This is a genomic window from Blautia wexlerae DSM 19850 (genome assembly GCF_025148125.1).
GTDB classification, from domain to species: Bacteria; Bacillota; Clostridia; order Lachnospirales; family Lachnospiraceae; genus Blautia_A; species Blautia_A wexlerae.
On sequence record NZ_CP102267.1, the window covers coordinates 255663 to 277777 of the forward strand.

Annotated in this window: 19 protein-coding genes and 2 riboswitches; of the genes, 16 read left to right on the forward strand and 3 right to left on the reverse strand. The window is 41.0% G+C overall.

Annotated elements, in window-relative coordinates; translation table 11 throughout:
- Positions 1–36: 36 nt before the first annotated feature.
- Genes NQ550_RS01095 through NQ550_RS01105 form a run of 3 tightly spaced genes read left to right on the forward strand, consistent with a single transcriptional unit; the run spans position 37 to position 3341 of the window.
- The gene (locus NQ550_RS01095) at positions 37–1428 is read left to right on the forward strand and encodes an ABC transporter substrate-binding protein (RefSeq protein ID WP_020993279.1); all 1392 of its coding nucleotides are present in this window, start codon (positions 37–39) and stop codon (positions 1426–1428) included.
- A 1-nt stretch (position 1429) separates the two neighbouring features.
- The gene (locus NQ550_RS01100; protein ID WP_025577864.1) at positions 1430–2404 is read left to right on the forward strand and encodes a D-isomer specific 2-hydroxyacid dehydrogenase family protein; all 975 of its coding nucleotides are present in this window, start codon (positions 1430–1432) and stop codon (positions 2402–2404) included.
- Positions 2405–2426: 22 nt separating this feature from the next.
- Positions 2427–3341 carry a dihydrodipicolinate synthase family protein gene (locus NQ550_RS01105; RefSeq protein WP_025577862.1) on the forward strand — a complete coding sequence of 305 codons (915 nt, stop codon included), beginning with the start codon at positions 2427–2429 and terminating at the stop codon, positions 3339–3341.
- A gap of 321 nt (positions 3342–3662) precedes the next feature.
- Here NQ550_RS01105 and NQ550_RS01110 read toward each other — a convergent pair whose 3' ends face one another.
- Positions 3663–4541 carry an ROK family protein gene (locus NQ550_RS01110; protein WP_025577858.1) on the reverse strand — a complete coding sequence of 293 codons (879 nt, stop codon included), beginning with the start codon at positions 4539–4541 and terminating at the stop codon, positions 3663–3665.
- A gap of 459 nt (positions 4542–5000) precedes the next feature.
- Here NQ550_RS01110 and NQ550_RS01115 point away from each other — a divergent pair, with 459 nt between their 5' ends.
- From NQ550_RS01115 to NQ550_RS01145, 7 genes are all read left to right on the forward strand, one after another.
- Positions 5001–5732 (forward strand): histidine phosphatase family protein, encoded by a 732-nt coding sequence (locus NQ550_RS01115; RefSeq protein ID WP_025577855.1) that lies wholly within the window; start codon positions 5001–5003, stop codon positions 5730–5732.
- A gap of 131 nt (positions 5733–5863) precedes the next feature.
- Entirely contained in the window at positions 5864–6802 is a 939-nt protein-coding gene (locus NQ550_RS01120; protein WP_029676870.1) for an alpha/beta hydrolase, read from the forward strand.
- Positions 6803–6865: 63 nt separating this feature from the next.
- Positions 6866–8686, forward strand: a complete 1821-nt coding sequence (locus tag NQ550_RS01125) for a DUF6320 domain-containing protein (RefSeq protein WP_020993275.1) — start codon at positions 6866–6868, stop codon at positions 8684–8686.
- Between the two features lie 45 nt (positions 8687–8731).
- A riboswitch (TPP riboswitch) is annotated at positions 8732–8839 on the forward strand.
- A gap of 253 nt (positions 8840–9092) precedes the next feature.
- Complete coding sequence (gene thiS / locus NQ550_RS01130) at positions 9093–9296, forward strand: sulfur carrier protein ThiS (protein ID WP_008707075.1); 204 nt, start codon at positions 9093–9095, stop codon at positions 9294–9296.
- Between the two features lie 51 nt (positions 9297–9347).
- Positions 9348–10127, forward strand: a complete 780-nt coding sequence (locus NQ550_RS01135; RefSeq protein ID WP_008707074.1) for a thiazole synthase — start codon at positions 9348–9350, stop codon at positions 10125–10127.
- 266 nt (positions 10128–10393) lie between these two features.
- Complete coding sequence (gene thiH / locus NQ550_RS01140) at positions 10394–11635, forward strand: 2-iminoacetate synthase ThiH (RefSeq protein WP_008707072.1); 1242 nt, start codon at positions 10394–10396, stop codon at positions 11633–11635.
- A 1-nt stretch (position 11636) separates the two neighbouring features.
- The gene (locus NQ550_RS01145) at positions 11637–12212 is read left to right on the forward strand and encodes a thiamine phosphate synthase (RefSeq protein WP_020993274.1); all 576 of its coding nucleotides are present in this window, start codon (positions 11637–11639) and stop codon (positions 12210–12212) included.
- Positions 12213–12271: 59 nt separating this feature from the next.
- Here the strand turns inward: NQ550_RS01145 and thiC are convergent, their stop codons facing one another.
- Positions 12272–13582, reverse strand: coding sequence for a phosphomethylpyrimidine synthase ThiC (gene thiC / locus NQ550_RS01150; RefSeq protein ID WP_008707069.1), 1311 nt, complete (start codon positions 13580–13582; stop codon positions 12272–12274).
- 248 nt (positions 13583–13830) lie between these two features.
- Positions 13831–13939: riboswitch (TPP riboswitch) on the reverse strand.
- A 90-nt stretch (positions 13940–14029) separates the two neighbouring features.
- Positions 14030–14842: a DeoR/GlpR family DNA-binding transcription regulator gene (locus NQ550_RS01155; protein ID WP_025580661.1), complete on the reverse strand. Its 813-nt coding sequence runs from the start codon at positions 14840–14842 to the stop codon at positions 14030–14032.
- Positions 14843–15122: 280 nt separating this feature from the next.
- Here NQ550_RS01155 and NQ550_RS01160 point away from each other — a divergent pair, with 280 nt between their 5' ends.
- From NQ550_RS01160 to NQ550_RS01185, 6 genes are all read left to right on the forward strand, one after another.
- Entirely contained in the window at positions 15123–16610 is a 1488-nt protein-coding gene (locus NQ550_RS01160) for an FGGY-family carbohydrate kinase (RefSeq protein ID WP_025580659.1), read from the forward strand.
- A 17-nt stretch (positions 16611–16627) separates the two neighbouring features.
- Positions 16628–17455: a transketolase gene (locus NQ550_RS01165; protein ID WP_025580658.1), complete on the forward strand. Its 828-nt coding sequence runs from the start codon at positions 16628–16630 to the stop codon at positions 17453–17455.
- On the forward strand, positions 17452–18396 hold the full coding sequence (locus tag NQ550_RS01170) for a transketolase family protein (protein WP_025580656.1): 945 nt from the start codon (positions 17452–17454) through the stop codon (positions 18394–18396). Before NQ550_RS01165 ends, NQ550_RS01170 begins: the two co-directional genes overlap by 4 nt.
- Positions 18397–18448: 52 nt before the next feature.
- Positions 18449–19492, forward strand: coding sequence for an NAD(P)-dependent alcohol dehydrogenase (locus NQ550_RS01175; protein WP_025580655.1), 1044 nt, complete (start codon positions 18449–18451; stop codon positions 19490–19492).
- Positions 19493–19562: 70 nt separating this feature from the next.
- Positions 19563–20618, forward strand: coding sequence for a substrate-binding domain-containing protein (locus NQ550_RS01180; RefSeq protein ID WP_025580653.1), 1056 nt, complete (start codon positions 19563–19565; stop codon positions 20616–20618).
- Positions 20608–22107: a sugar ABC transporter ATP-binding protein gene (locus NQ550_RS01185; RefSeq protein ID WP_025580652.1), complete on the forward strand. Its 1500-nt coding sequence runs from the start codon at positions 20608–20610 to the stop codon at positions 22105–22107. Before NQ550_RS01180 ends, NQ550_RS01185 begins: the two co-directional genes overlap by 11 nt.
- Positions 22108–22115: the final 8 nt, after the last annotated feature.

The following is a 22115-nucleotide window of genomic DNA, read 5'->3' on the forward strand; positions in this document are numbered from 1 at the left end:
AAACGAAAAAAGATAAATAAAAGGAGGAACTACTACATGAGAAAAAAATTATTATCAATGGTAATGGCAGGTACATTGGCACTTTCATTTACAGCATGCGGAGGCAGCAGTTCCGGAGAAACAGAAAAATCCACTGATACTTCCAAAGTAGAAGAAACCTCATCTGGGGATACACAGGCTGCTTCAGCAGATTCCGGGAATAAAAAAACTATTACAGTATGGGTAGAGAAAATTTTCAGCGATGATGCAAATACAAAAATGGAAGAAAGGCTGAAAGAATACGGAAAAGAGAAAAATGTAACTGTAAATTGTGAGATGGTGGCTGCAACAGATTTTGTAACAAAACTTAATGCTGCAATTGAAGCAGGTCAGAGCGTTCCGGATATTATTTCTGCAGATACTACAAAAGTTCTGAATTATTATCCGAATATTCCATGTAATGATGTGACAGATCTTGTTGATCAGATTGATGAAGAACGTCCATATCTGCAAGCCAGTTATGAAGGAACAAAAATTGATGATAAATATTATTATGTACCATTTTACAGCTCTTCCACATTGATGTTCGTCAGAAAGGATAAACTGGAAGAAGCAGGAATTACTGAAATGCCAACGACCTGGGATGAGGTATTTAAGGATGCGGAAAAGGTCAGTGATCCGGATAATGATTTTTATGGACTTGCAATTGGATGCGGAGAAAACGATGATGACGATGAGAACACAATCAGACAGTACATGTGGAATGAAGGAGGATATCTGTTTGATGAAGACGGAAATGTAGCAGCAGACGATAAAGTAACGGCTGTGTTTGATAAATATGCAGAACTTTATGATGATAAAGTAATTCCACAGGATGCAACGACATGGGATGCAGGTGGAAATAATGGATCTTATCTGGCAGGACGCACTGCATTTTGCTTTAACGCGCCTACATTATACAATGCACTGGTATCTGATGAACAATATAAAGATTTACTGGATAATACAGTTGTTCTTGCTCCTCCGGCAGGAAGCGACAATAGTGTATATATGAATTTTAACCGTGGATTTGCAGTCATGAATACCTGTAAAGATACAGATTTGGCTTCTGATGTGATTTCTTACCTTCTTGACAAAGACTGGTACGATTCTTATATGGAGGAGATTGCGCCTGTATTTGCACCTGTATTTGAGGATGCAAAGGAAAATACAACCTGGAAAGATAATGAAGTAAATGCACAGGCCTTAAAATATGTAGAAAATGCTTCCGGTTATTATGGATATCCGGTAAAAACATTGAAAGGACGTACAGTTGCAGCGAAACATTATTTTACATATCCATTTGTGAAAGCTGTTAATCAGGTAGCAACAGGTACTGCAGATTCAGCAGGAGCATTAAAGAGTATGACTTCAGCAATTGAAGATTTTCAGGATCAGGTAGGTGAATAATATGAAGACAAAAGTTTGGTTGAATCTCGATCCACAGAAAGTTGATGTAAGTTATTTATATAAAAAATTCGACGAAATTGGATGCGATTTTGAAGCAGAGGCAATTCCGGATAATAACCCGGAATTGCTGATAAAAAAAGTAAAAGATGTTGATATTGTAATTGCTACTATGGAGCCCTGGAATGAAACTACTCTTGGTGCTGTAAAGGGAAAAGTAAAGTTTATTCAGAAATATGGTACTGGAGTAGATTCCGTGGATTTGAAAGCGGCAGGAAAAAACGGAATTCCTGTGGCAAATATTCCGGGAGCTAATGCACCGGCAGTAGCAGAAGTTGCTATGATGCACATTTTGAATCTGGGAAGACGTTTTACCAATTGCGTTGAAGGATGTAGAGAAGGAATTTGGCCCTCAACTATTACTGGAAATGAATTGGATGGAAAAATAGTTGGACTCGCAGGTTATGGAAGAGTTGCTAAGAATCTGGCCCGTATGATATCTGGATTTTCAGTTAAGCTTCTGGCGTATGATCCATTTGTAAAAGAAGCAGTACCAGGTCAAAATATTACATTTGTTGATACACTTGAGGAACTCTTTGAACGGAGTGATATAGTGAGTCTTCATATGCCGTTTATGCCGTCAACTGCAAGAATAATCAATAAGTCACTATTTGAGCGTATGAAGCCGCATGCGTATCTTGTGAATACTTGCAGAGGAGGTGTAATAGATGAGGCGGATTTGATCGAAGCACTGAAAACAGGAAAGCTGGCCGGTGCGGGACTTGATGTTTTGACAGAAGAGCCACCTAAGGCAGATCAGCCATTAATGCATATGGATAATGTGTATATTACATCTCATATGGGAGCAGCTTCGCTGGAAAGTGAATATAGGTCTCAGGTAATTATTGCGGATAATATAAAAGAATTTCTGGAAGGAAAGCTTCCCAAAAGTGTCAGAAACAAAGAATTTCTGGTTTAAATAAAAAAGAGGAGAAATCAAAATGAATACAGAAAAATTTAAAGGAGTATTTCCTGCTTTTTATGCATGCTATGATGACAATGGAGAAATCAGTGCAGAACGTACACAGCTTCTGGCAAAACATTTGATGGAGAAGGGAGTAAAAGGGCTGTACGTGGGCGGATCTTCGGGAGAATGTATTTACCAGAGTGTAGAAGACCGTAAGAAAATTCTGGAAAATGTAATGAAGGCAGTAAAAGGAAAACTAACAATTATTGCGCATGTTGCATGCAATAATACGAAGGACAGCTGTGAACTGGCGGCACATGCGGAAAGCCAGGGAGTTGATGCAATTGCGGCTATTCCACCGATTTATTTTCATCTTCCGGAGTATGCAATTGCAGAATATTGGAATGATATTTCAGCTGCAGCACCAAATACACCATTTATTATTTACAATATTCCGCAGTTATCTGGTACTACACTTACTATGTCATTATATAAAAATATGTTAAAAAATCCAAATGTTCTTGGGGTAAAAAATTCTTCAATGGCAACTCAAGACATTCAGATGTTTAAAACCGAAGCGGGAAAAGATCATATTGTATTTAATGGACCAGATGAACAGTTTATTAGTGGACGGGCAATAGGAGCTGATGGAGGAATCGGAGGAACTTATGCTGTCATGCCAGAATTGTTTCTTAAGATGAATGAGTTTTTAGAAGAAGGAAAAATGAAAGAAGCTCTGGAAATTCAGAACAAAGCGGACGCAATTATTTATAAAATGTGTGAAGCATACGGTAATCTTTATGCAGTAATGAAGGAAATTCTGCGAATCAATGAAAACATAGATATTGGAAATGTACGTAAACCTCTTCCGGGTTTAATTCCCGAAGATATACCAATTGTAGAAGAGGCAGCCAAAATGATACGTGATGCAATTTCAGAATTACAGTAAATACATAATAAAGCTACAGAGCAGTATGCAGTCCGGCAGATTTTCTGCCGGATATTTTATTTATAGCAATTCCATAAATTACTATAAAATGGTTTCTGTTCCGGAAATGGTCAGATAAGGATGATATGAAACCTCCAAAGTAGAGCGATTATAACAATTCCACAAAATAATACAATCAGGACAGTTCGGCAGAGCGGTGAAATACTGCGGCAGACATTTCTGGTCTTTTGCACCCTGCTGGACTGTCTTAAATGTATTATTAAACAGGATTGCCATAAATATAAAATCTCTGCTTTGGAGGCTCTTTTCATGTTCGGAAAATCAAAGTTTCTGCGAAGCAAGGTAATAGGCTCCCATAAGCCCGGCAGAGTTTCCGAGTTTTGCGTTGGAAATCTGTACATGTGTAAAGCTAGACATCACCATTTGTGGAATACGAGTGTGGATTCGTTCCAGAATGTAAGGCTGAACCATGATACCTCCACCCAGAACAATGCATGAAGGATTGAAAATATGGATTAAAGTGGCAAGACCAAGTACGATTTCATCAATCCATTTATTAATAACCTCGTTAATTTCCGGGCGTGTCAGGCTTGCAAAAATCTGTCGACCATTAGTGAGAGATGAATCTACAGTGGAAACCATTTTTACCAGTGCGGTAGCGGATGCATATCGTTCGTAGCATCCGTCAAACGGGTCTGTACCGGAGAGTTTTTCTTCTGCATGGGTAATGATGGCACCAAATTCTCCGGCTGAGAAAGAAGAACCGTGGTAAACCTGTTTGTTTTCAATAATGGCACCACCGACACCAGTCCCGTACGTAAGGCAGAGAAAAGAATTTTTTCCTTTTCCTGCACCGAAAACAGCTTCTCCGAGAGCTGCGCTGTTAACATCGTTTTCTACTGCAACAGGAACATGAAAGAGTTTTTGGAGAATTTTTTTAAATTGTGTGCCTGTGTAATCAGGGATGTTGCTGTTGGCATAAATAATAGAACCTTCATCAGGATTGACCTGTCCGGCAGTACTGATACCGATGGCATCAAAAGGGAGATACTGTTCAGAAAGACGGCAGATAGTATTCAAAATGTGAGTACCGCCCCTGAAGGCCTCGGTTGGGTATTCTTTGGTTTCTTCGAGATGTCCGTTCTTGCAGATTCCGTATTTGATCGCGGTACCGCCAATGTCGAAGACTAAAATTTTCATAAGTGGCTCCTTTCTTTTTATAGAATTCCATAAAATAATGCAATTATTACAACTTGTCGGATTATGAAGGACAGGGAAGATATCTGCAAGATATGCCGACGTACAGCGAAGACACCTGACGCAGGATTTCATACTCTGATGGGCTGAATTAAGATGCATTGTTTTAGAGGATTGTGATAAAATCAGTATAGCATACATGGGATATAAAATCATTATAAAATGAAAAAAAATTTCATAATATAATAACAAATAAAATTTATAACAAATTTAAAATCAAAAAAAATTTGATGCAGAAATAGAAACCTGATGTTAGAATAAAAACATCATATGATATGCATTACCTATTCACATCAGGAAATATTTATGAGAAGATAATTCCCTCAGTCACAGCAGGCAGACCATTTGGATACGGTCTGATCTGATACAGAAGAGCTGAGACAAAAGAAAGGAACAATACGAATGAGATTATTGATCGTGCGACATGGAGATCCGGATTATTCCATTGATTCTCTTACAGAAAAAGGCTGGAAAGAAGCAGAATATCTGTCAGAAAGGCTGTCAAAACTTGATGTAAAGGATTTCTATGTATCGCCTCTTGGAAGGGCAAAGGATACTGCCTCTTTTACATTGAAGAAAATGAACCGTACAGCAGTTGAGTGTGACTGGTTACGGGAATTTGATGTTTTGATCAATCGCCCGGATGTTACTGACAGGCAGAAGAGATTATGGGACTGGCTTCCACAGGACTGGACACAGGATGAGAGATTTTACCGATATGATCACTGGTATGAAAACGAGAGATTTCAGCAATCTGATGTCAAGAGATATTATGATCATGTAACAGGAGAGTTTGATAAGCTTCTTGCTGAACATGGTTATGTACGTGAAGGACATTATTACAGAGTGGAGAAACCAAATGAAGATACCCTGGTATTCTTCTGCCATTTTGGTCTGGAATGTGTGCTTCTTGCGCATCTGATCGGTGCTTCTCCAATGGTACTGTGGCATGGATTCTGCGCAGCTCCAAGTTCAGTGACAACTGTCAATACAGAAGAACGAAGAGAAGGAATTGCAAGTTTTCGTATCAGTGCATTTGGTGATGTTTCCCATTTATATGTGCATGATGAACCACCGGCATTTGCCGCAAGATTCTGTGAAATGTACAGTAATACGGATGAGCGCCACGATTAATTAAGCAGTATTTCGAAAACAATATACTGGATTAAGCAGGACATCTGCGGAGATTGCGAAAAGCAATAAGCGGTGGATGCGGATAGAATGATGGAACTGAAAGGAAATATAGAATATTGATATCAAAGACAATGAAAGCAATTCTGCATGCACTGTCATATGGAAATATTGAACTGGAATCTTCCAGAAGAATGGCAGATCTGAAACAACTGGATGCCATGCGGATTTTTGTAAAAAAACTGGATGCCAGGGTGTATAATGGAGAACATGAGGTCCCGGTCAGACTGTATTTTCCGACAGAAGAGGCAATGCAGGCGGGGATCGTAGAGGGAAATACATTTCCGATTCTCCTGTTTTTCCATGGTGGCGGATGGGTAACTGAGAGTGTGGAGAATTACGATCGTGTATGTGCCAGAATGGCACAGGCAACTGCACATATTGTAGTTTCTGTAGAATACAGACTGGCACCGGAGCATAAGTTTCCGGTTCCGCTGGAGGATTGTTATGCAGCAGCGAAAGCGCTTTATACCAATCAGCTGATCTTAAACACTGATCCGGAGAAAATTACGATCATCGGGGACAGTGCAGGAGGAAATCTGACAGCAGCAGTATGTTTGATGGCAAGAGACAAAGGAGAGTTTACACCACGCCGTCAGATACTGATCTATCCTGCACTTGGAAACTGTTATACAGAGGAATCTCCTTACAGATCCGTGCAGGAGAACGGTAGTGACTATCTTCTTACATCAGTAAAAATGGAAGATTATCTGAATCTTTATCAGAGTTCAGCAGAGGACAGACAGAATCCGTATTTTGCACCGATACTGGAGAAGGATCTGAGAAATTTGCCTGAAACATTAATTCTCACAGCAGAATATGATCCTTTGCGCGATGAGGGAGAAGTATATGGCAGAAAACTTCATGCTGCAGGAAATCATGTGGAAGTACACAGGATTTACGGAGCATTTCATGGATTTTTTGCATTGGGAATCAAATTTCTGCATGTACAGGAGAGTTTTAAATATATTAACCGGTTTCTGAATAAGAGTTATGAGAAAATTCTACAGTAATCCCTGAGAAGATTGCTACAGGACAAAGAGGTAATCAGGAACCAAAAAGAAAGCAGGAAAATTATGGATACAGGATACTCAAAATGGAGAAAACTGGATAATGCAGCGTTGGCATTTCCGCTGGTAACAGGAAAGAATGACACCAGAGTGTTTCGTTTCTATTGTCAGTTAAAGGAAGAAGTTAACGGGGAAATCCTTCAGGCAGCACTGGATCAGACAATGGAGAAATATCCATTGTTCCAGGCGGTTCTGAGAAAAGGGCTGTTCTGGTTTTATCTGGAGCACAGAGATATCAGAGCAGTGGTAAAGCCGGAGACGGAACCACCATGCAGCCGTTTATATATTCCGGATAAGAAATCCCTTTTATTTCAGGTGAGTTATGACAAAAACAGAATTAATTTTGAGGTGTTTCATGCATTGACAGATGGCACCGGAGCCATGCATTTCCTGCAGGAACTGGTTCAGGATTATCTGATTCTGGCACATCCACAGGCAGATCTTCCGCAGATTGAGCATGCAGAGGAAATTACACATGGAGATAAAGAAGAGGACAGCTTTTCTCAGTATTATTCTTCAGATATACCGAAAGATAAAGAGAAGAAAAAAGCCGCTGTTAAACTGAAAGGGGAGAAGCTGGTTCATTCAGATATGCATGTTACGGAGGTTGCTCTTTCTGTAAAAGATATCCACCGGAAAGCCCGCTCCTGTGGAGTTTCCATCACTGTTTTACTGACAGCAATGATGCTGTGTTCTATTCGGGAAGAGATTCCAAAGAATCAGCAGAAACGACCGGTAGCATTGATGATTCCGGTGAATCTGAGAAATTATTTTCCGTCTCAGTCTATGACAAATTTCTTTGGATGGATTGAGGTGGGATATATATTTTCTGATGAAACAACCTTTGAAGATGTACTTTTATCTGTGAAGAAACAGTTCGAAGAAGAACTGGTAAAAGAAAAGATTGCCATGCATATGAGCGGATATGTGCGCATTGAGAAGAATCCTTTTGTACGTGCTGTTCCGTTGGAGATCAAGAAATATTTTCTGATGATCGGAGCCAATCTGGGAAGCAGGAGCATTACGGCAGTTTATTCTAATATCGGCATTATTCGTTTGCCGGAGGAGTACAAAGAATATATTCAGCATTTTGGGATTTTTGCAAGTACCAATTCTCTGCAGATGTGTTCCTGTTCTTATGGGGATGAGATGGTACTGGGATTTACTTCCAAGATACCGGATGACAGTATCCAGAGGAATTTCCAGCGGATGCTTGGCGAGGAGAATGTTTCCCACAGAGAATTAAAGAATGAATTTCCGGGATATGGAGAAAAGCACAGGCTTGAAAAAAAAGAAAATCAGAAGGTTATCCAGACTTTCAGCTTCCTGTGTCTGGCAATTGCGGTAATCTGCGGAATGATCAATTTTATGATGGCAGGTGTACTGAACTGGTTCTGGTTTGCAGGAGCAGGATGTGCCTGTGCATGGCTGGTTGTTATGGTAGCATATTATAAACGCAGGAATATTCTGAAGAATGAAATGTGGCAGCTTTTGCTCATATCAGTAATCGCAATCCTATGGGACCGGTTTACCGGATGGAAAGGCTGGTCTGTGGATTTTGTGATTCCTTTCGGGATATTGGCAGTTCAGTTTTCTGTTCCTGTGATCGCAAAAATAAACCGTCTGGAAAGGGAAGAATATCTGTTTTATCTTGTACAGGCCGGAATTGCAGGACTGATTCCGATGATATTGGTTTGGACTGGAATCGTGCAGTTTGCCGTACCTTCAGTAATCTGTGCCGGAATCAGTTTTCTGACATTGGCTGCACTGTTTATCTTCTGCAAGAAGGATACGATGCGGGAGTTTCATAAGAAACTGAGGATGTAGAAATATGGTCTTGACACACATGGGATAAAAGATTATACTTTACCCATGTAAAGAAAGGGGAGCTTGTGAGCGCAGGCTGAGAGGAAGTCATCAACTTCGACCCATATACCTGATTTGGATAATGCCAACGTAGGAACCCATAAGATATGATTTTAAAGGGAGATGACTGGCATCTCCTTTTATTTATCTCATGCATTTGAAGAAATTCAGCTGTCCGGTAATCAATCTGTAATAAGCGAGAGAAAGCCGGGGGCTTACAGGGAAATTTACATTATAACAGATGAATATTGGGAAAGATGAGAGTGAACAGAGTTCATGAAGGGGTGCACCACCGCGGGTGTATTCTTTTGTGGACTCTTTTTTATGTTGTAGAGGCCGGACCTTCTTTTCCCGGAAAGGAGAAAGTATGCTTATTACTGTTAATGGAAAAACAAAAGAATTGCAGAATACTCTTACAATAGGGCAATATCTGGAGGAAAACAGCTATGTGCCCAGCCAGATCGCAGTAGAATTAAATGAAAGAATTCTGTCAAAAGCTGAGTACAGCACTACTGTTTTACATGAAAACGACATACTGGAAATAGTCAGCTTCATGGGAGGTGGAAGATAAACAGGAATATCCTGATATCACATTATAATATACGAAAGAAGGACTTAAATTATGAGTACAAATAATGAAGACAAACTGATTCTGGGAGGTCATGAATTTACTTCCCGTTTTATTCTGGGATCCGGAAAATTTTCTCTGGATCTGGTGAAAGCATGTATTGAAAAGGCAGATGCGCAGATCATCACTCTGGCTCTGCGTCGTGCCAATGAAGGTGGACTGGCAAATATTCTGGACTATATTCCGAAAAATGTTACTCTTCTTCCCAATACTTCAGGTGCCAGAAATGCAGAAGAAGCAGTTCGTATTGCCAGGCTTTCCAGAGAAATCGGATGCGGTGATTTCGTAAAGATCGAAGTGATCCATGATTCAAAATATCTGCTTCCGGATAACTATGAAACTGTTAAAGCTACAGAAATTCTTGCAAAAGAAGGATTTGTAGTAATGCCTTATATGTACCCGGATCTGAATGCAGCCAGAGATCTGGTAAATGCCGGAGCTGCCTGCATCATGCCGCTGGGTTCTCCGATCGGCTCTAATAAAGGTCTGTGCACCAAGGAATTTATCCAGATTTTGATTGACGAAATTGAGCTCCCGATCATTGTAGATGCAGGAATCGGACGTCCTTCTCAGGCGTGTGAAGCCATGGAGATGGGGGCATCTGCAGTTATGGCAAATACTGCGATTGCCACAGCAGGTGATGTGCAGATAATGGCTGAAGCATTTAAAAAAGCTATTGAAGCAGGACGAAGTGCATACCTTGCCGGACTGGGAAGAACCCTGGAAAAAGGTGCAAGCGCATCCTCTCCACTGACTGGTTTTCTTCATGAGTAATAAATAAAAAATCATTCTAAAATGAGATTTTTGATTATAGCAATCCTCGTAAATAATGCATTTAAGACAGTTCAGCAGCGTGCGAAAGACAAGGAAGATATCTGCAGGCGTGCTGACGCACGGCAAAGATATCTGACGCAGGATTTCACACTCTGATGGGCTGGATTAAGATGCATTATTTTAGAGGATTGCTATAACTGCGGAGTAGGTATTAATTTATAGGAAAACGAAAGTTGCCAAATGGTAATAAAGAGGAGAAAACATCAATGGAAACAACAGAAAAAAATATGGAACATGGGGAACACTTCAACGAAAGTATTGTCAATGAAGTGATTCTGGAAGATATGAAAAAGAACAGGATCGATCATATGAAATATCTTCCGGGAATGGAAGTACTGGAAGAATCAGACGTGATGGATCAGGTTATTTCTGCCATGAATGCTTACGATTATGATAAATATACAGAGGCAGATGTACGCAGGGCACTTGCTCATGATAACCGTACACCAGAGGATTTTCAGGCACTGCTGTCTCCGGCTGCATTGCCTCTTCTGGAGGAAATCGCACAGGCTGCGCAGAAAGAAACCAGGAAACATTTTGGGAACAGTGTGTATATGTTTACCCCTATTTATATTGCAAATTACTGTGAGAATTACTGTATTTACTGCGGATTTAACTGCCATAATAAGATCCGCAGAGCAAAGCTGAATGCAGAAGAGATTGATAAGGAAATGGCTGCTATCGCAAAGACAGGACTGCAGGAAATCCTGATTCTTACAGGAGAGAGCAGAGCAAAATCTGATGTAAAATATATCGGAGAAGCATGTAAGATTGCCCGGAAATATTTCAAAGTAATCGGACTTGAAGTTTATCCTATGAATTCAGATGAGTATGCACATCTCCATGAATGCGGAGCTGATTATGTAACGGTATTCCAGGAGACTTATAATTCAGATAAGTATGAAACTCTGCATCTTGCAGGGCACAAGCGTATATTTCCTTATCGTCTGAACGCACAGGAACGTGCTTTAAAGGGTGGTATGCGAGGAGTAGGATTTGCTGCACTTCTGGGACTGGATGATTTCCGTAAGGATGCTTTTGCCACCGGATATCATGCATATCTTTTGCAGAGAAAATATCCTCATGCAGAGATTGCATTTTCCTGTCCGAGACTTCGGCCGATCATCAACAATGACCGTATTAATCCTATGGATGTACATGAACCACAGCTGCTTCAGGTGGTCTGCGCCTATCGTCTGTTCATGCCATTTGCAAGCATTACGGTATCTACCAGAGAGTGTGAGCGTGTACGCGATAACCTGGTTGGAATTGCTGCGACAAAGATTTCAGCAGGAGTCAGCACAGGAATCGGAAGTCATGTGGAGGATATCGAAGATAAAGGAGATGACCAGTTTGAGATTTCAGACGGAAGGTCTGTAGATGAAGTCTATAAGGCACTTTTGGATCATGATCTTCAGCCGGTTATGAATGATTATGTGTACCTCTAAAATGCAGAAAAATCCTTATGAAAATGTAATTGCAGTGACCAACCGCTCCCTGTGTCAGCGTCCCTTTGCAGAACAGATCGAGCGTGTATGCAGCCTTCATCCGAAGGCGGTTATTCTGAGGGAAAAGGATCTGCCGGAGGAAGAATATTCTCGTCTGGCAGAGCAGATACTGGAAATCTGTAAGAGATATCAGGTTCCCTGCATATTACATACCTATGTAAACGTAGCAGAAAAACTGCATCATCCATACATTCATCTGCCAATATTTCTGTTGGAAAAATATGAGGGAAAGCTTGGAGGTTTCCGGCAGATCGGAAGTTCGGTCCACTCCGTAGAAGATGCATTGAAAGCAGAAAGTCTGGGAGCTGATTATCTTACGGCAGGACATATTTATACAACTGACTGTAAAAAAGGACTTCCACCCAGAGGACTGGAATTTCTGGAGAATGTCTGTAAAGCAGTAAAGATTCCTGTATATGCCATAGGAGGGATACATCCGGGAACAGGACAGTTAAATGAGATTATGGAACATGGTTCAGCCGGTGGATGTATTATGTCAGATATGATGAAGATATAGTAAATAAAAAGCCGTATTTCAACAATCAAACATGTTGAAATACGGCTTTTATAAAAGCATCATTCATCAAAAATAGTAACAATTTCACCATCCAGAATACGGTTTGTATTCTTTACGGCACAGAAGTTTCCGCACATACTGCAGGTGTCTTCTTTCTCAGGTTTAGCCTCTGCGCGGTAGCGTCTTGCTTTCTCAGGATCCATGCTGAGTTTGAACATTTCTTCCCAGTCAAGACGTTTTCTCGCTTCGCTCATCTTATAATCCCATTCTGCGGCACCGGGAACTCCTTTGGCAATATCAGCGGCATGAGCAGCAATTTTGGCAGCGATAATTCCCTCTTTTACATCAGCTGCATTTGGCAGACGAAGATGTTCTGCAGGTGTTACATAGCAGAGGAAAGCAGCACCTGAATAAGCAGCGATCGCACCGCCGATTGCGGAAGTAATGTGGTCATATCCGGGAGCAACATCTGTTACAAGCGGTCCAAGTACATAGAAAGGAGCGCCATGGCAAAGAGTTTTCTGGATTTCCATATTAGCTGCGATCTGGTTCAGCGGCATGTGGCCAGGTCCCTCGATCATAACCTGAACATCCTTTTCCCATGCACGTTTGGTAAGCTCACCGAGAGTGATCAGCTCTTCAATCTGTGCAGTATCAGTTGCATCTGCAATACATCCGGGACGACATGCATCTCCCAGACTTAAAGTGATATCATACTCTCTGCAGATATCAAGAATTTCATCAAAATGCTCATAGAACGGGTTCTCTTTTCCTGTCATTTCCATCCATGCGAACATAATAGAACCACCTCTGGAAACAATGTTCATGAGACGTTTATTCTGTTTGAAACGTGCTGCGGTTGCACGATTCATACCGCAGTGGATAGTCATAAAATCCACGCCGTCTTCTGCATGCATACGTACGATATCAATCCACTCTTCAGAAGTAATCTTGCCAAGCGCTTTGTGATAATATACTACTGCGTCGTAGATCGGAACAGTACCGATCATTGCCGGACATTCGGATGTAAGTTTGCGGCGGAAGCTTCTGGTATCTCCGTAGGAGCTGAGATCCATGATGGCTTCTGCACCCATTTCTACTGCTGAATGTACCTTTTCATATTCCATATCAACGTCTTTCCAGTCTCTGGAAACACCTAAATTTACATTGATCTTGGTGGTCAGCTTTGCACCGACACCGCTCGGACTGATGCTTTTGTGATTTTTGTTGCAGGGAATAATTACCTGTCCTTTTGCAATCAGTTCTCTTAATTCTTCCACGTCAAAGTGTTCTTTTTCTGCTACGATTTCCATCTGTGGTGTGATGATTCCCTGACGTGCCGCGTCCATCTGCGTTGTATACTGTGTCATTTTTTCCTCCTTGCCCTGCACTGTGGGCTTTCGATGTTACTGCGAATAAAATGAACTGCGCCTCCTGCATATAGCAGGGACTTGCACCTGCGCATATTCGTAAGTTTTTTAGTAAACTACTGAAGTGACAGAGAGTGGTGCCCCCGGTCTGTCGTGTTTGTCTGGTTATAATTAAAACAGGGGAGATGATATGATATGTCTGCTTATAAAAAGGAAAAACTGCAATACGCCAACAAGCATATTGCAGTCCGGAAGAACTATAACTTTCCCTACGTTGGCATTATCCAAATCAGGTAATGGGTTAAAGCAATACAGCTTACTCTCAGCCTGTTTACACAAGCACCCCTTGTCTTAATTACTCACATTGTAACATTCTGATGTGAGAAAGTCAATATATACAAATAAGTTTTTGTTTTTGTTTAATGATAACGATCAGAACCAGTTTTTCTATTTTATAGGGCTGTCTTCTGAAGGATTAAAATGTTCCTGAATAACATTATTATCAGGGTTTACAATAATAATTTCAATTCCTTTTTCAGCTGCTTTGGTAGCTAGTTCTAAAGGCGCTTTATTATCTGTAATAAGGATGTTTAAATCTGATAATTTCAGAGAATTACACAACGAGTTTACATTCCACTTGGAATAATCCAAAAGAATAATTCGTTTCTGAGCAATAGACGCCAGAGCACGTTTGGTGGAAGTAAGTGCCTGTGAATGTTCGAACGCACCACCGGGGACGCGGAAAGAACGGCAGGACATAAAGGCAATATCTGCTCGGTATTGAGAGAGCCATTCAGGATCAGAAATCAATATAGAACGATTAGTGTGGTGCATCACTCCGCTTGGAATCAGAACCTGTATATTTGTATTATCTGATAATGCCAGCGCGCCTACAAGGCTGGGAGTTATCACTGATAATGGCATGGTCATAGGGAGCATTGTGATAAGTTGCTGGATTGTAGTTCCGGAATCCATACAAATACTCTGGGATGGATGGATATACTGTAAAGCAATAGTTGCGATTGCTCGCTTTTCGCGTTCGTGTTCTCCGCTTTCTACATAATAATCAGTATCTTTTGCGGGCTGAAGCAAAATGGCATATCCCCGTTCTCTTTTTACAAAGTTCATATTCTGAAGTTCATCAAGATTGCGGCGAACGGTCATTTCTGTACAGTTTAGTTGTTGTGCAAGATCTTTTATAGTAATAATATTTTGATTTTGCATAATTTCGATAATTCGAGCGTGCCGTTCTTTTTTCATTAATAAGTACCTACTTTCTAAAAGCCATACAGGCGTGTTTACTATAGTAATAATATAACAGAAAGAAGTACATATTTCAATGCTAAAATGTGTTTTTTGAATAAAAATGTTCGGAATAAAACAAAATAATGTTTGAAAAAGATAAAAATGATATTGACAATATATAAAATGTGCTATATAATCGCATTAAAGAACAGGAAAAACATAAAAAATAAACAAATAGCACAGACATTCGAACAAAATAGAACATAAAACGATAATGGTGGGAAAGGATGAGGATATGAGTTCATTCTACATTCTGGGAATTGACCAGAGCACGCAGGGAACAAAAGCTGTTCTTTTTGACAAAGATGGAAAGATTATTGCCAGAGCAGATGCGGCACATAAGCAGATTGTAAATGATCAGAACTGGGTATCGCATGATCTGGAAGAGATTTACGCAAATGTAATCAAAGCTGCCAGACAGGTGGTAGAGAAAGCTGGCATAGATAAAAAACAGATTGTTTGTATCGGAATTGACAACCAGAGAGAAACAACAGCAGCATGGAACCGAAAAACAGGAAAACCTGTTGCAGATGCGATCGTATGGCAGTGTAGCAGAGCAAAAGATATCTGCAGACGGATCGGTGAAGATGGTGTTTCCGGTGAAAAGGTCTACAGACGGACCGGTCTGAAGCTTTCTCCGTATTATCCGGCAGGCAAGATGGCATGGTTCCTTGAGAACATTTCCGGAGCAAAAGAACTTGCAGAGAACGGAGAACTTGCTCTTGGAACAATGGACAGCTGGCTGGTATATAAACTGACAGGTGGAAAGGAATTCAAGACAGACTACTCCAATGCCAGCAGAACACAGCTTCTGAATATCAAAGATCTGGTATGGGACAGAGAAATGTGTGAACTGTTTGGAATTCCGATGAAAGCACTTCCTCAGATCTGTGATTCAGATTCCACATTCGGATATACAGACCTGGAAGGATACCTGGATAAAGAAATTCCAATCTGTGGAATCCTCGGTGATTCTCATGGAGCCCTTTACGGACATAACTGCAGACAGGCAGGCGGAATCAAAACTACTTACGGAACAGGATCTTCCGTAATGATGAACACAGGTGAGACACCATTCTTCAGTGAACATGGTTTATCTACTTCCCTTGCATGGAGAATCAAAGGAAAAGCTTCTTATGTATTAGAAGGAAATATCAATTATACAGGAGCCGTTATTTCCTGGCTGAAAGATAACCTTCACATGATTTCCTCTCCGGGAGAAACAGAAGAACTGGCAAGAAAAGCAGATCCAAATGATCATACATATATTGTACCTGCTTTTTCAGGACTGGGAGCTCCATGGTGGAGAGATGACATTTACGCAAGTATTTCAGGAATGAGCAGAACAACTGGAAGAGAAGAAATTGTAAAAGCAGGATGTGAATGCATCGCTTATCAGATCAATGATGTAATTGATGCAATGAGAAAAGATTCAGAAATTGATATTTCGCAGATGTGTGTAGATGGAGGTCCTACCAGGAATAAATATCTGATGCAGTTCCAGAGCGATATCTCACAGACAGAAATCAAGATTCCAGATGCAGAAGAACTTTCAGTGATCGGAGCCGGATATCTGGCAGGAGAATCTGCCGGATACTATGAACCAGACGATATTTATAAGGCAATTACCTATAACTTCTTTGAAACAGAGATGCCGGAGCAGGAAAGAAATGAAAAGGTTCAGGGATGGAATGAAGCAGTAGAGATGCTTCTGAAAAAGTAAACAGGAGGTATGAAAAAATGGATGCAGAGAAAAAGAAGAAGTTGATGATACAAGCTTCTGAGATAAGAGAAAAAACAGTAGAACTGATCTATCACGGTGGAGGCGGACACATCGGAGGAGACTTATCAGAGACAGACGTGATGGTTGTTCTTTTTGACAAGATGAAACATGATCCGAAAAATTCGAAATGGGAAGGCAGAGATTATTTTATCCTCAGCAAAGGGCATTCAGCTGAAACCTATTATTCTCTCCTGAACAGATATGGCTATATTGGACAGAAAGAAATGGATGAATTTGGAAGCTTCGGTGCACTTCTCGGAGGGCATCCGAACAAGAAAGTAAACGGAGTAGAAGCAAATACAGGATCTCTTGGACATGGGCTTGGATTTGCGACAGGTATCGCCATTGCACTGAAGAAGAATGAAAAAAATAATCACGTTTATGTTATTACCGGTGACGGTGAACTTGCAGAAGGAAGCAACTGGGAAGCGTTAATGTCAGCAGCAAAATATAAACTGGATAATCTTACATGGATTGTAGACAGAAATCATTTACAAATTAGTGGAAATACAGAAGATGTAATGCCAATCGAGAACCTGAAAGAAAAAGCAGAAGCTTTCGGATTCAAGACAATCGAGATTAATGGTCATGATTATGATGAGATTTCAGATGCGTTGGATACCAGAGAAGAAGGAAAGCCGGTATGCGTCATTGCAAACACGATCAAAGGAAAAGGACTTGCATGTGCAGAAAATCAGGCAGGATGGCATCATAAGACACCAAGTCTGGAGCAGGTGGAACAGTTAAAAGAAGATATGGCTGAATACAGAAAGGAACTGGCATGATGGGAAAAGAAGCTTTGAGTAGTGCTTTTTCTGAGATGATTCTGGAAGAAGCTAAGAAAGATAAAAATATTATGGTAGTATGTACGGACTCAAGAGGCTCAGCAAAACTTGGAGCTTACCCGGATGAACTCCCGGAGCAGTTCGTAGAGATGGGAATCGCAGAACAGAACAGCGTTACAGTTTCCGCAGGTATGGCTTATATGGGAAAGAAAGTATTTACCATCGGCCCGGCAAGCTTTTACAGCATGCGTTCTGCAGAACAGGTAAAAGTAGATATTGCTTATTCTCATAATAATGTAACAGTGATCGGAATCAGCGGAGGAATCAGCTATGGTGCTCTTGGTGCAACACACCATTCACTTCAGGATATTTCCCTGATGCGTGCGATTCCGGGACTGACAGTAATGATCCCGTCTGATGCCGTACAGATGAGAAAGATCACAAAAGAACTTCTGGAATCTCCTAGACCAACTTATATCAGAATTGCAAGAAGCGGAGTTCCGGTAATCTATGATGAAAATACAGAATTCAAGATTGGAAAAGCAAAACGCCTGACAGACGGTAAAGATGCAGCGATCATTGTATGCGGACAGCTTGTTGCAACAGCACTTCAGGCAGCAGAGGAACTGAAAGAAGAAGGAATCAACGTTTCTGTAGTAGATATGTTTACCATCAAACCGCTGGATACAGAGATGATCGAAACAGTAGCAAAAGAATGCGGATGTATCCTTACACTGGAAGAACACAGTATCTACGGCGGACTTGGCGGTGCAGTTGCAGAAGTTGCAGCACAGACAGAAATGGTACCGTTAGATATTTGTGGAATCCCTGATGAGGATGTACCGAATGGTACAGATCAGGAAGTCTTCAAGTACTATAAGATGGATGTACAGGGAATCAAAGACAGAGTAAAAATTCTGATCAGCAAAAAAAGTAAGTAATAATAAATAATAACATCATATAAAAACAATGTAATGTAGGAGGAAGAAAACAATGGAAGGAACAATGAAAGTCTGCGTACTGACAGGACAGAGACAGCTTGAGTGGACAGAGAGAGAAATCCCGCAGCCGGCAGCAGGAGAACTTCAGATCAAACTGGAGTATGTAGGAATCTGTGGATCTGATCTTCATTTCTTTGATCAGGGAAGACTGGCAAACTGGGAACTGGACGGACCTCTTGCTCTGGGACATGAGCCGGGCGGAGTTGTTACAGCAATCGGTGAAGGCGTAACAGGATTCGAGGTCGGTGACAAAGTTGCTATTGAACCTGCAGTACCATGTGGCAAATGTGAAGCCTGCAGAACAGGTCATTACAACCTTTGCCCGGATGTAAAGATGCTGGCAATTCCTCACGAAAGAGACGGTGTTTTCTCTGAGTACTGTACACATGACGCAACAATGTGCTACAAACTTCCGGAGAACATGGATACTATGGAAGGCGGACTTCTGGAGCCATTAACAGTAGGTATGCATGGAACAGAACTTTCCGATGCCAAACTTGGTGAGACTGCAATTGTTCTTGGATGTGGATGTATCGGTCTGTGTACCATCATGAGCCTGAAAGCCAGAGGCGTAACAGAAATCTATGCAGCAGACGTACTGGACAAACGTCTGGAAAAAGCACTGGAAGTAGGTGCAACAAGAGTATTTAACAGCACAAGAGAAAGCATTGAAGAATTTGCAAAAACACTTCCGGGTGGCGGAGCTGATCAGGTTTACGAATGTGCAGGAAACAGAATCACAACATTACAGACCTGCAGATTGATCAAACGTGCAGGAAAAGTTACTCTGACAGGTGTTTCTCCGGAACCTGTACTTGAACTGGATATCGCTACATTAAATGCAATGGAAGGAACAATCTATTCCGTATACAGATACAGAAACCTGTATCCAAAGGCAATCAAAGCAGTATCCGGTGGACTGATCCCGTTAAAGAAAATCGTTTCTCATGTATTTGATTTCAAAGATTGCATCCATGCGATTGAATACAGCAATGATCATAAAGATGAAGTAATCAAGGGCGTAATTAAATTTTAAGGTTACTGATCAGAAAATTAAATAAAGGAAAAATAAAAAACACTATTTTAAATCCAAGGAGGAAACGAAAATGAAAAAAAGACTTATGGCAATCACATTTGCAGCATTAATGGCAACATCCATGATGGGATCTACAGTATTTGCAGCAACAGACGGTGGAAGCGTAGCTGGAAAAACATCTCTAGCAGATGCAGACTTTGATACAGACTATCAGCCACAGAAAGACGAATATAAGATCTACTGCACATACAAAAACATCCACAGCTGGTATGATGCAATCAAAACTGGTGTAGATGCAGCTGTAGCAGATCTCAAAGATAAAGGCGTTACAATTGACTATGAATGGTATGGACCGGCACAGCCGGATGCAGTTGACCAGGTAAACTCAATTGAAACAGCAGTAGGACAGGGATATGACCTGATCGCTGTAGACGTTAATCAGGCAGATACTACTGCAAAAGCAATTGATACAGCAGTAGATGCAGGCGTTAAAGTTGCAACATTTGGAACTGTTGACGTACCAGACTGCAAGAGAAGCTTCTTCGTAGGAAATGATGATCCATACGGAGATGGAGAAGCACTCGCAAAAGCAGTATGTGAGAAGATGGGTGGAAAAGGACAGATCGCACTTCTTGGCGGTACAATGGGCGCAGAATCTCATGAGCAGAGACTTCAGGCATTCAAAGATGTTATTGCTACATATCCGGATATCGAAGTAGTAGATGAGCAGAGAGATGATGACTCTGTAGAAAAAGCAATCAGCTTAACAGAATCCTGGTTGCAGGCATATCCGGATCTGGGCGGTATCCTCTGCAACAACATGTCCAACCCTGTTGGCGCATGTCAGGCTGTAACAGATGCAGGTAAAGCAGGCGATATCATTATTGGTGGTATGGATCATGATCTTCGTACTCTGAACTATCTGAAAGACGGTACATTATATGTAGCTCAGGTTCAGAACTGCTATGATATGGGATACAAATTAATCTGGAACGCTGTTAAGACTATCGACGGCGAAACAGTAGACGAAGTTACAGACGTTGGATCAACATCCGTATACGCTGACGATGCAGACAACTATATTACCATGCTTTATGGAGAGGATGCAGATACAGATGCAGAATAAGAATGATAATCTTATCATCGAAATGAAGGATATCAGTAAGTTTTTTCCGGGCACCAGAGCTCTGGATCACGTAAGTCTGAAACTGAGAAAAGGTGAAATCCATGCACTGGTAGGAGAGAACGGAGCCGGAAAAAGTACTCTTATGAATATCCTTACCGGACAGCTTACAAAAGATGGCGGGGAAGTCTTCATGGAAGGAGAGCCGTTAAGGCTCTCTTCTCCACAGGACGCATTAAAAAAGAATATTGTATTAGTGCCACAGGAACTGAATCTTATTCCTGAAGCTAGTGTGACTGAGAATATTTTTCTGGGGAATGAATTCTGTTCCAAAGGTATGATTGACTGGAAAAAGTCTCACGAAAAAGCCAAAGAACTTCTGAAAGTATTAAACGTAGATATTGATGTGACACAGCCGGTTAAGAAATTATCTGCAGCTTATCAGCAGATGGTATCTATCGCACATGCTCTTACCTATACACCAAAGGTTTTGATCTTGGATGAGCCGACAGCTGTACTGACAAACATAGAGGCACAAAATCTGTTTAATTCTATGCATCGTTTAAAAGAACAAGGAACTGCCATGGTATTTATCACTCATCATCTTGATGAAGTCATGGAAGAAACAGATAGAATTACCATTATGAAGGATGGACAGCTGGTAGAAGAAGTTCCAACTTCAGAGATTACGAAAGAAGAAATGATCACAAAAATGGCCGGTAAAAAGGTCAATGTGGCAAAACATATCAAACGTACCTATTCAAAGGAGAAGTTCTTTGAAGCCAAGAATCTTACCAGAACAGGTGAATTTGAGAATGTGAGTTTTGATGTGAAAAAAGGTGAGATACTCTGTGTAGCTGGACTTGTAGGTGCCGGACGTACAGAAATCTTCAAATGCGTCTTTGGAATTACAGAGAAAGAGCCGGGCGGACATACTTTCATTGAAGGAAAAGAAGTGAATATCAAATCTCCAATCGAAGCAATCAAATACGGAATGGGATATGTTTCAGAGGAAAGACGTCATGATGGAATTACTCCTGGAATGTCAGTAAAAGAAAATATGATCCTTCCATCCTATGGACAGATGACAAAGAATGGTCTGATTGATTATAAAAAGATTACAGAAATCGTTGACCAGTATATTGATTCCATGTCTATCAAGACAGCATCAAGAGAAACGCTGATCAAAAACCTTTCCGGTGGTAACCAGCAGAAAGTTATCGTAGCCAGATGGATGGCAAAGAATGTAAAAATGCTGATTCTGGATGAGCCGACACGAGGCATTGACGTAAATGCAAAAGGTGAGATCTACGACCTTATCCGTACACTTGCAGACAACGGCGTAGCAGTAGTTGTAATCTCTTCAGAAATGGAAGAGGTTCTGGCACTTGCAGACCGTATTATGGTCATTCATGCAGGAAAAGTCAGTGGATTCATTGACCAGGTGGAAACAACCTCACAGGAAGATGTCCTGAAGGTGGCATTTCAATAACAGGGGGA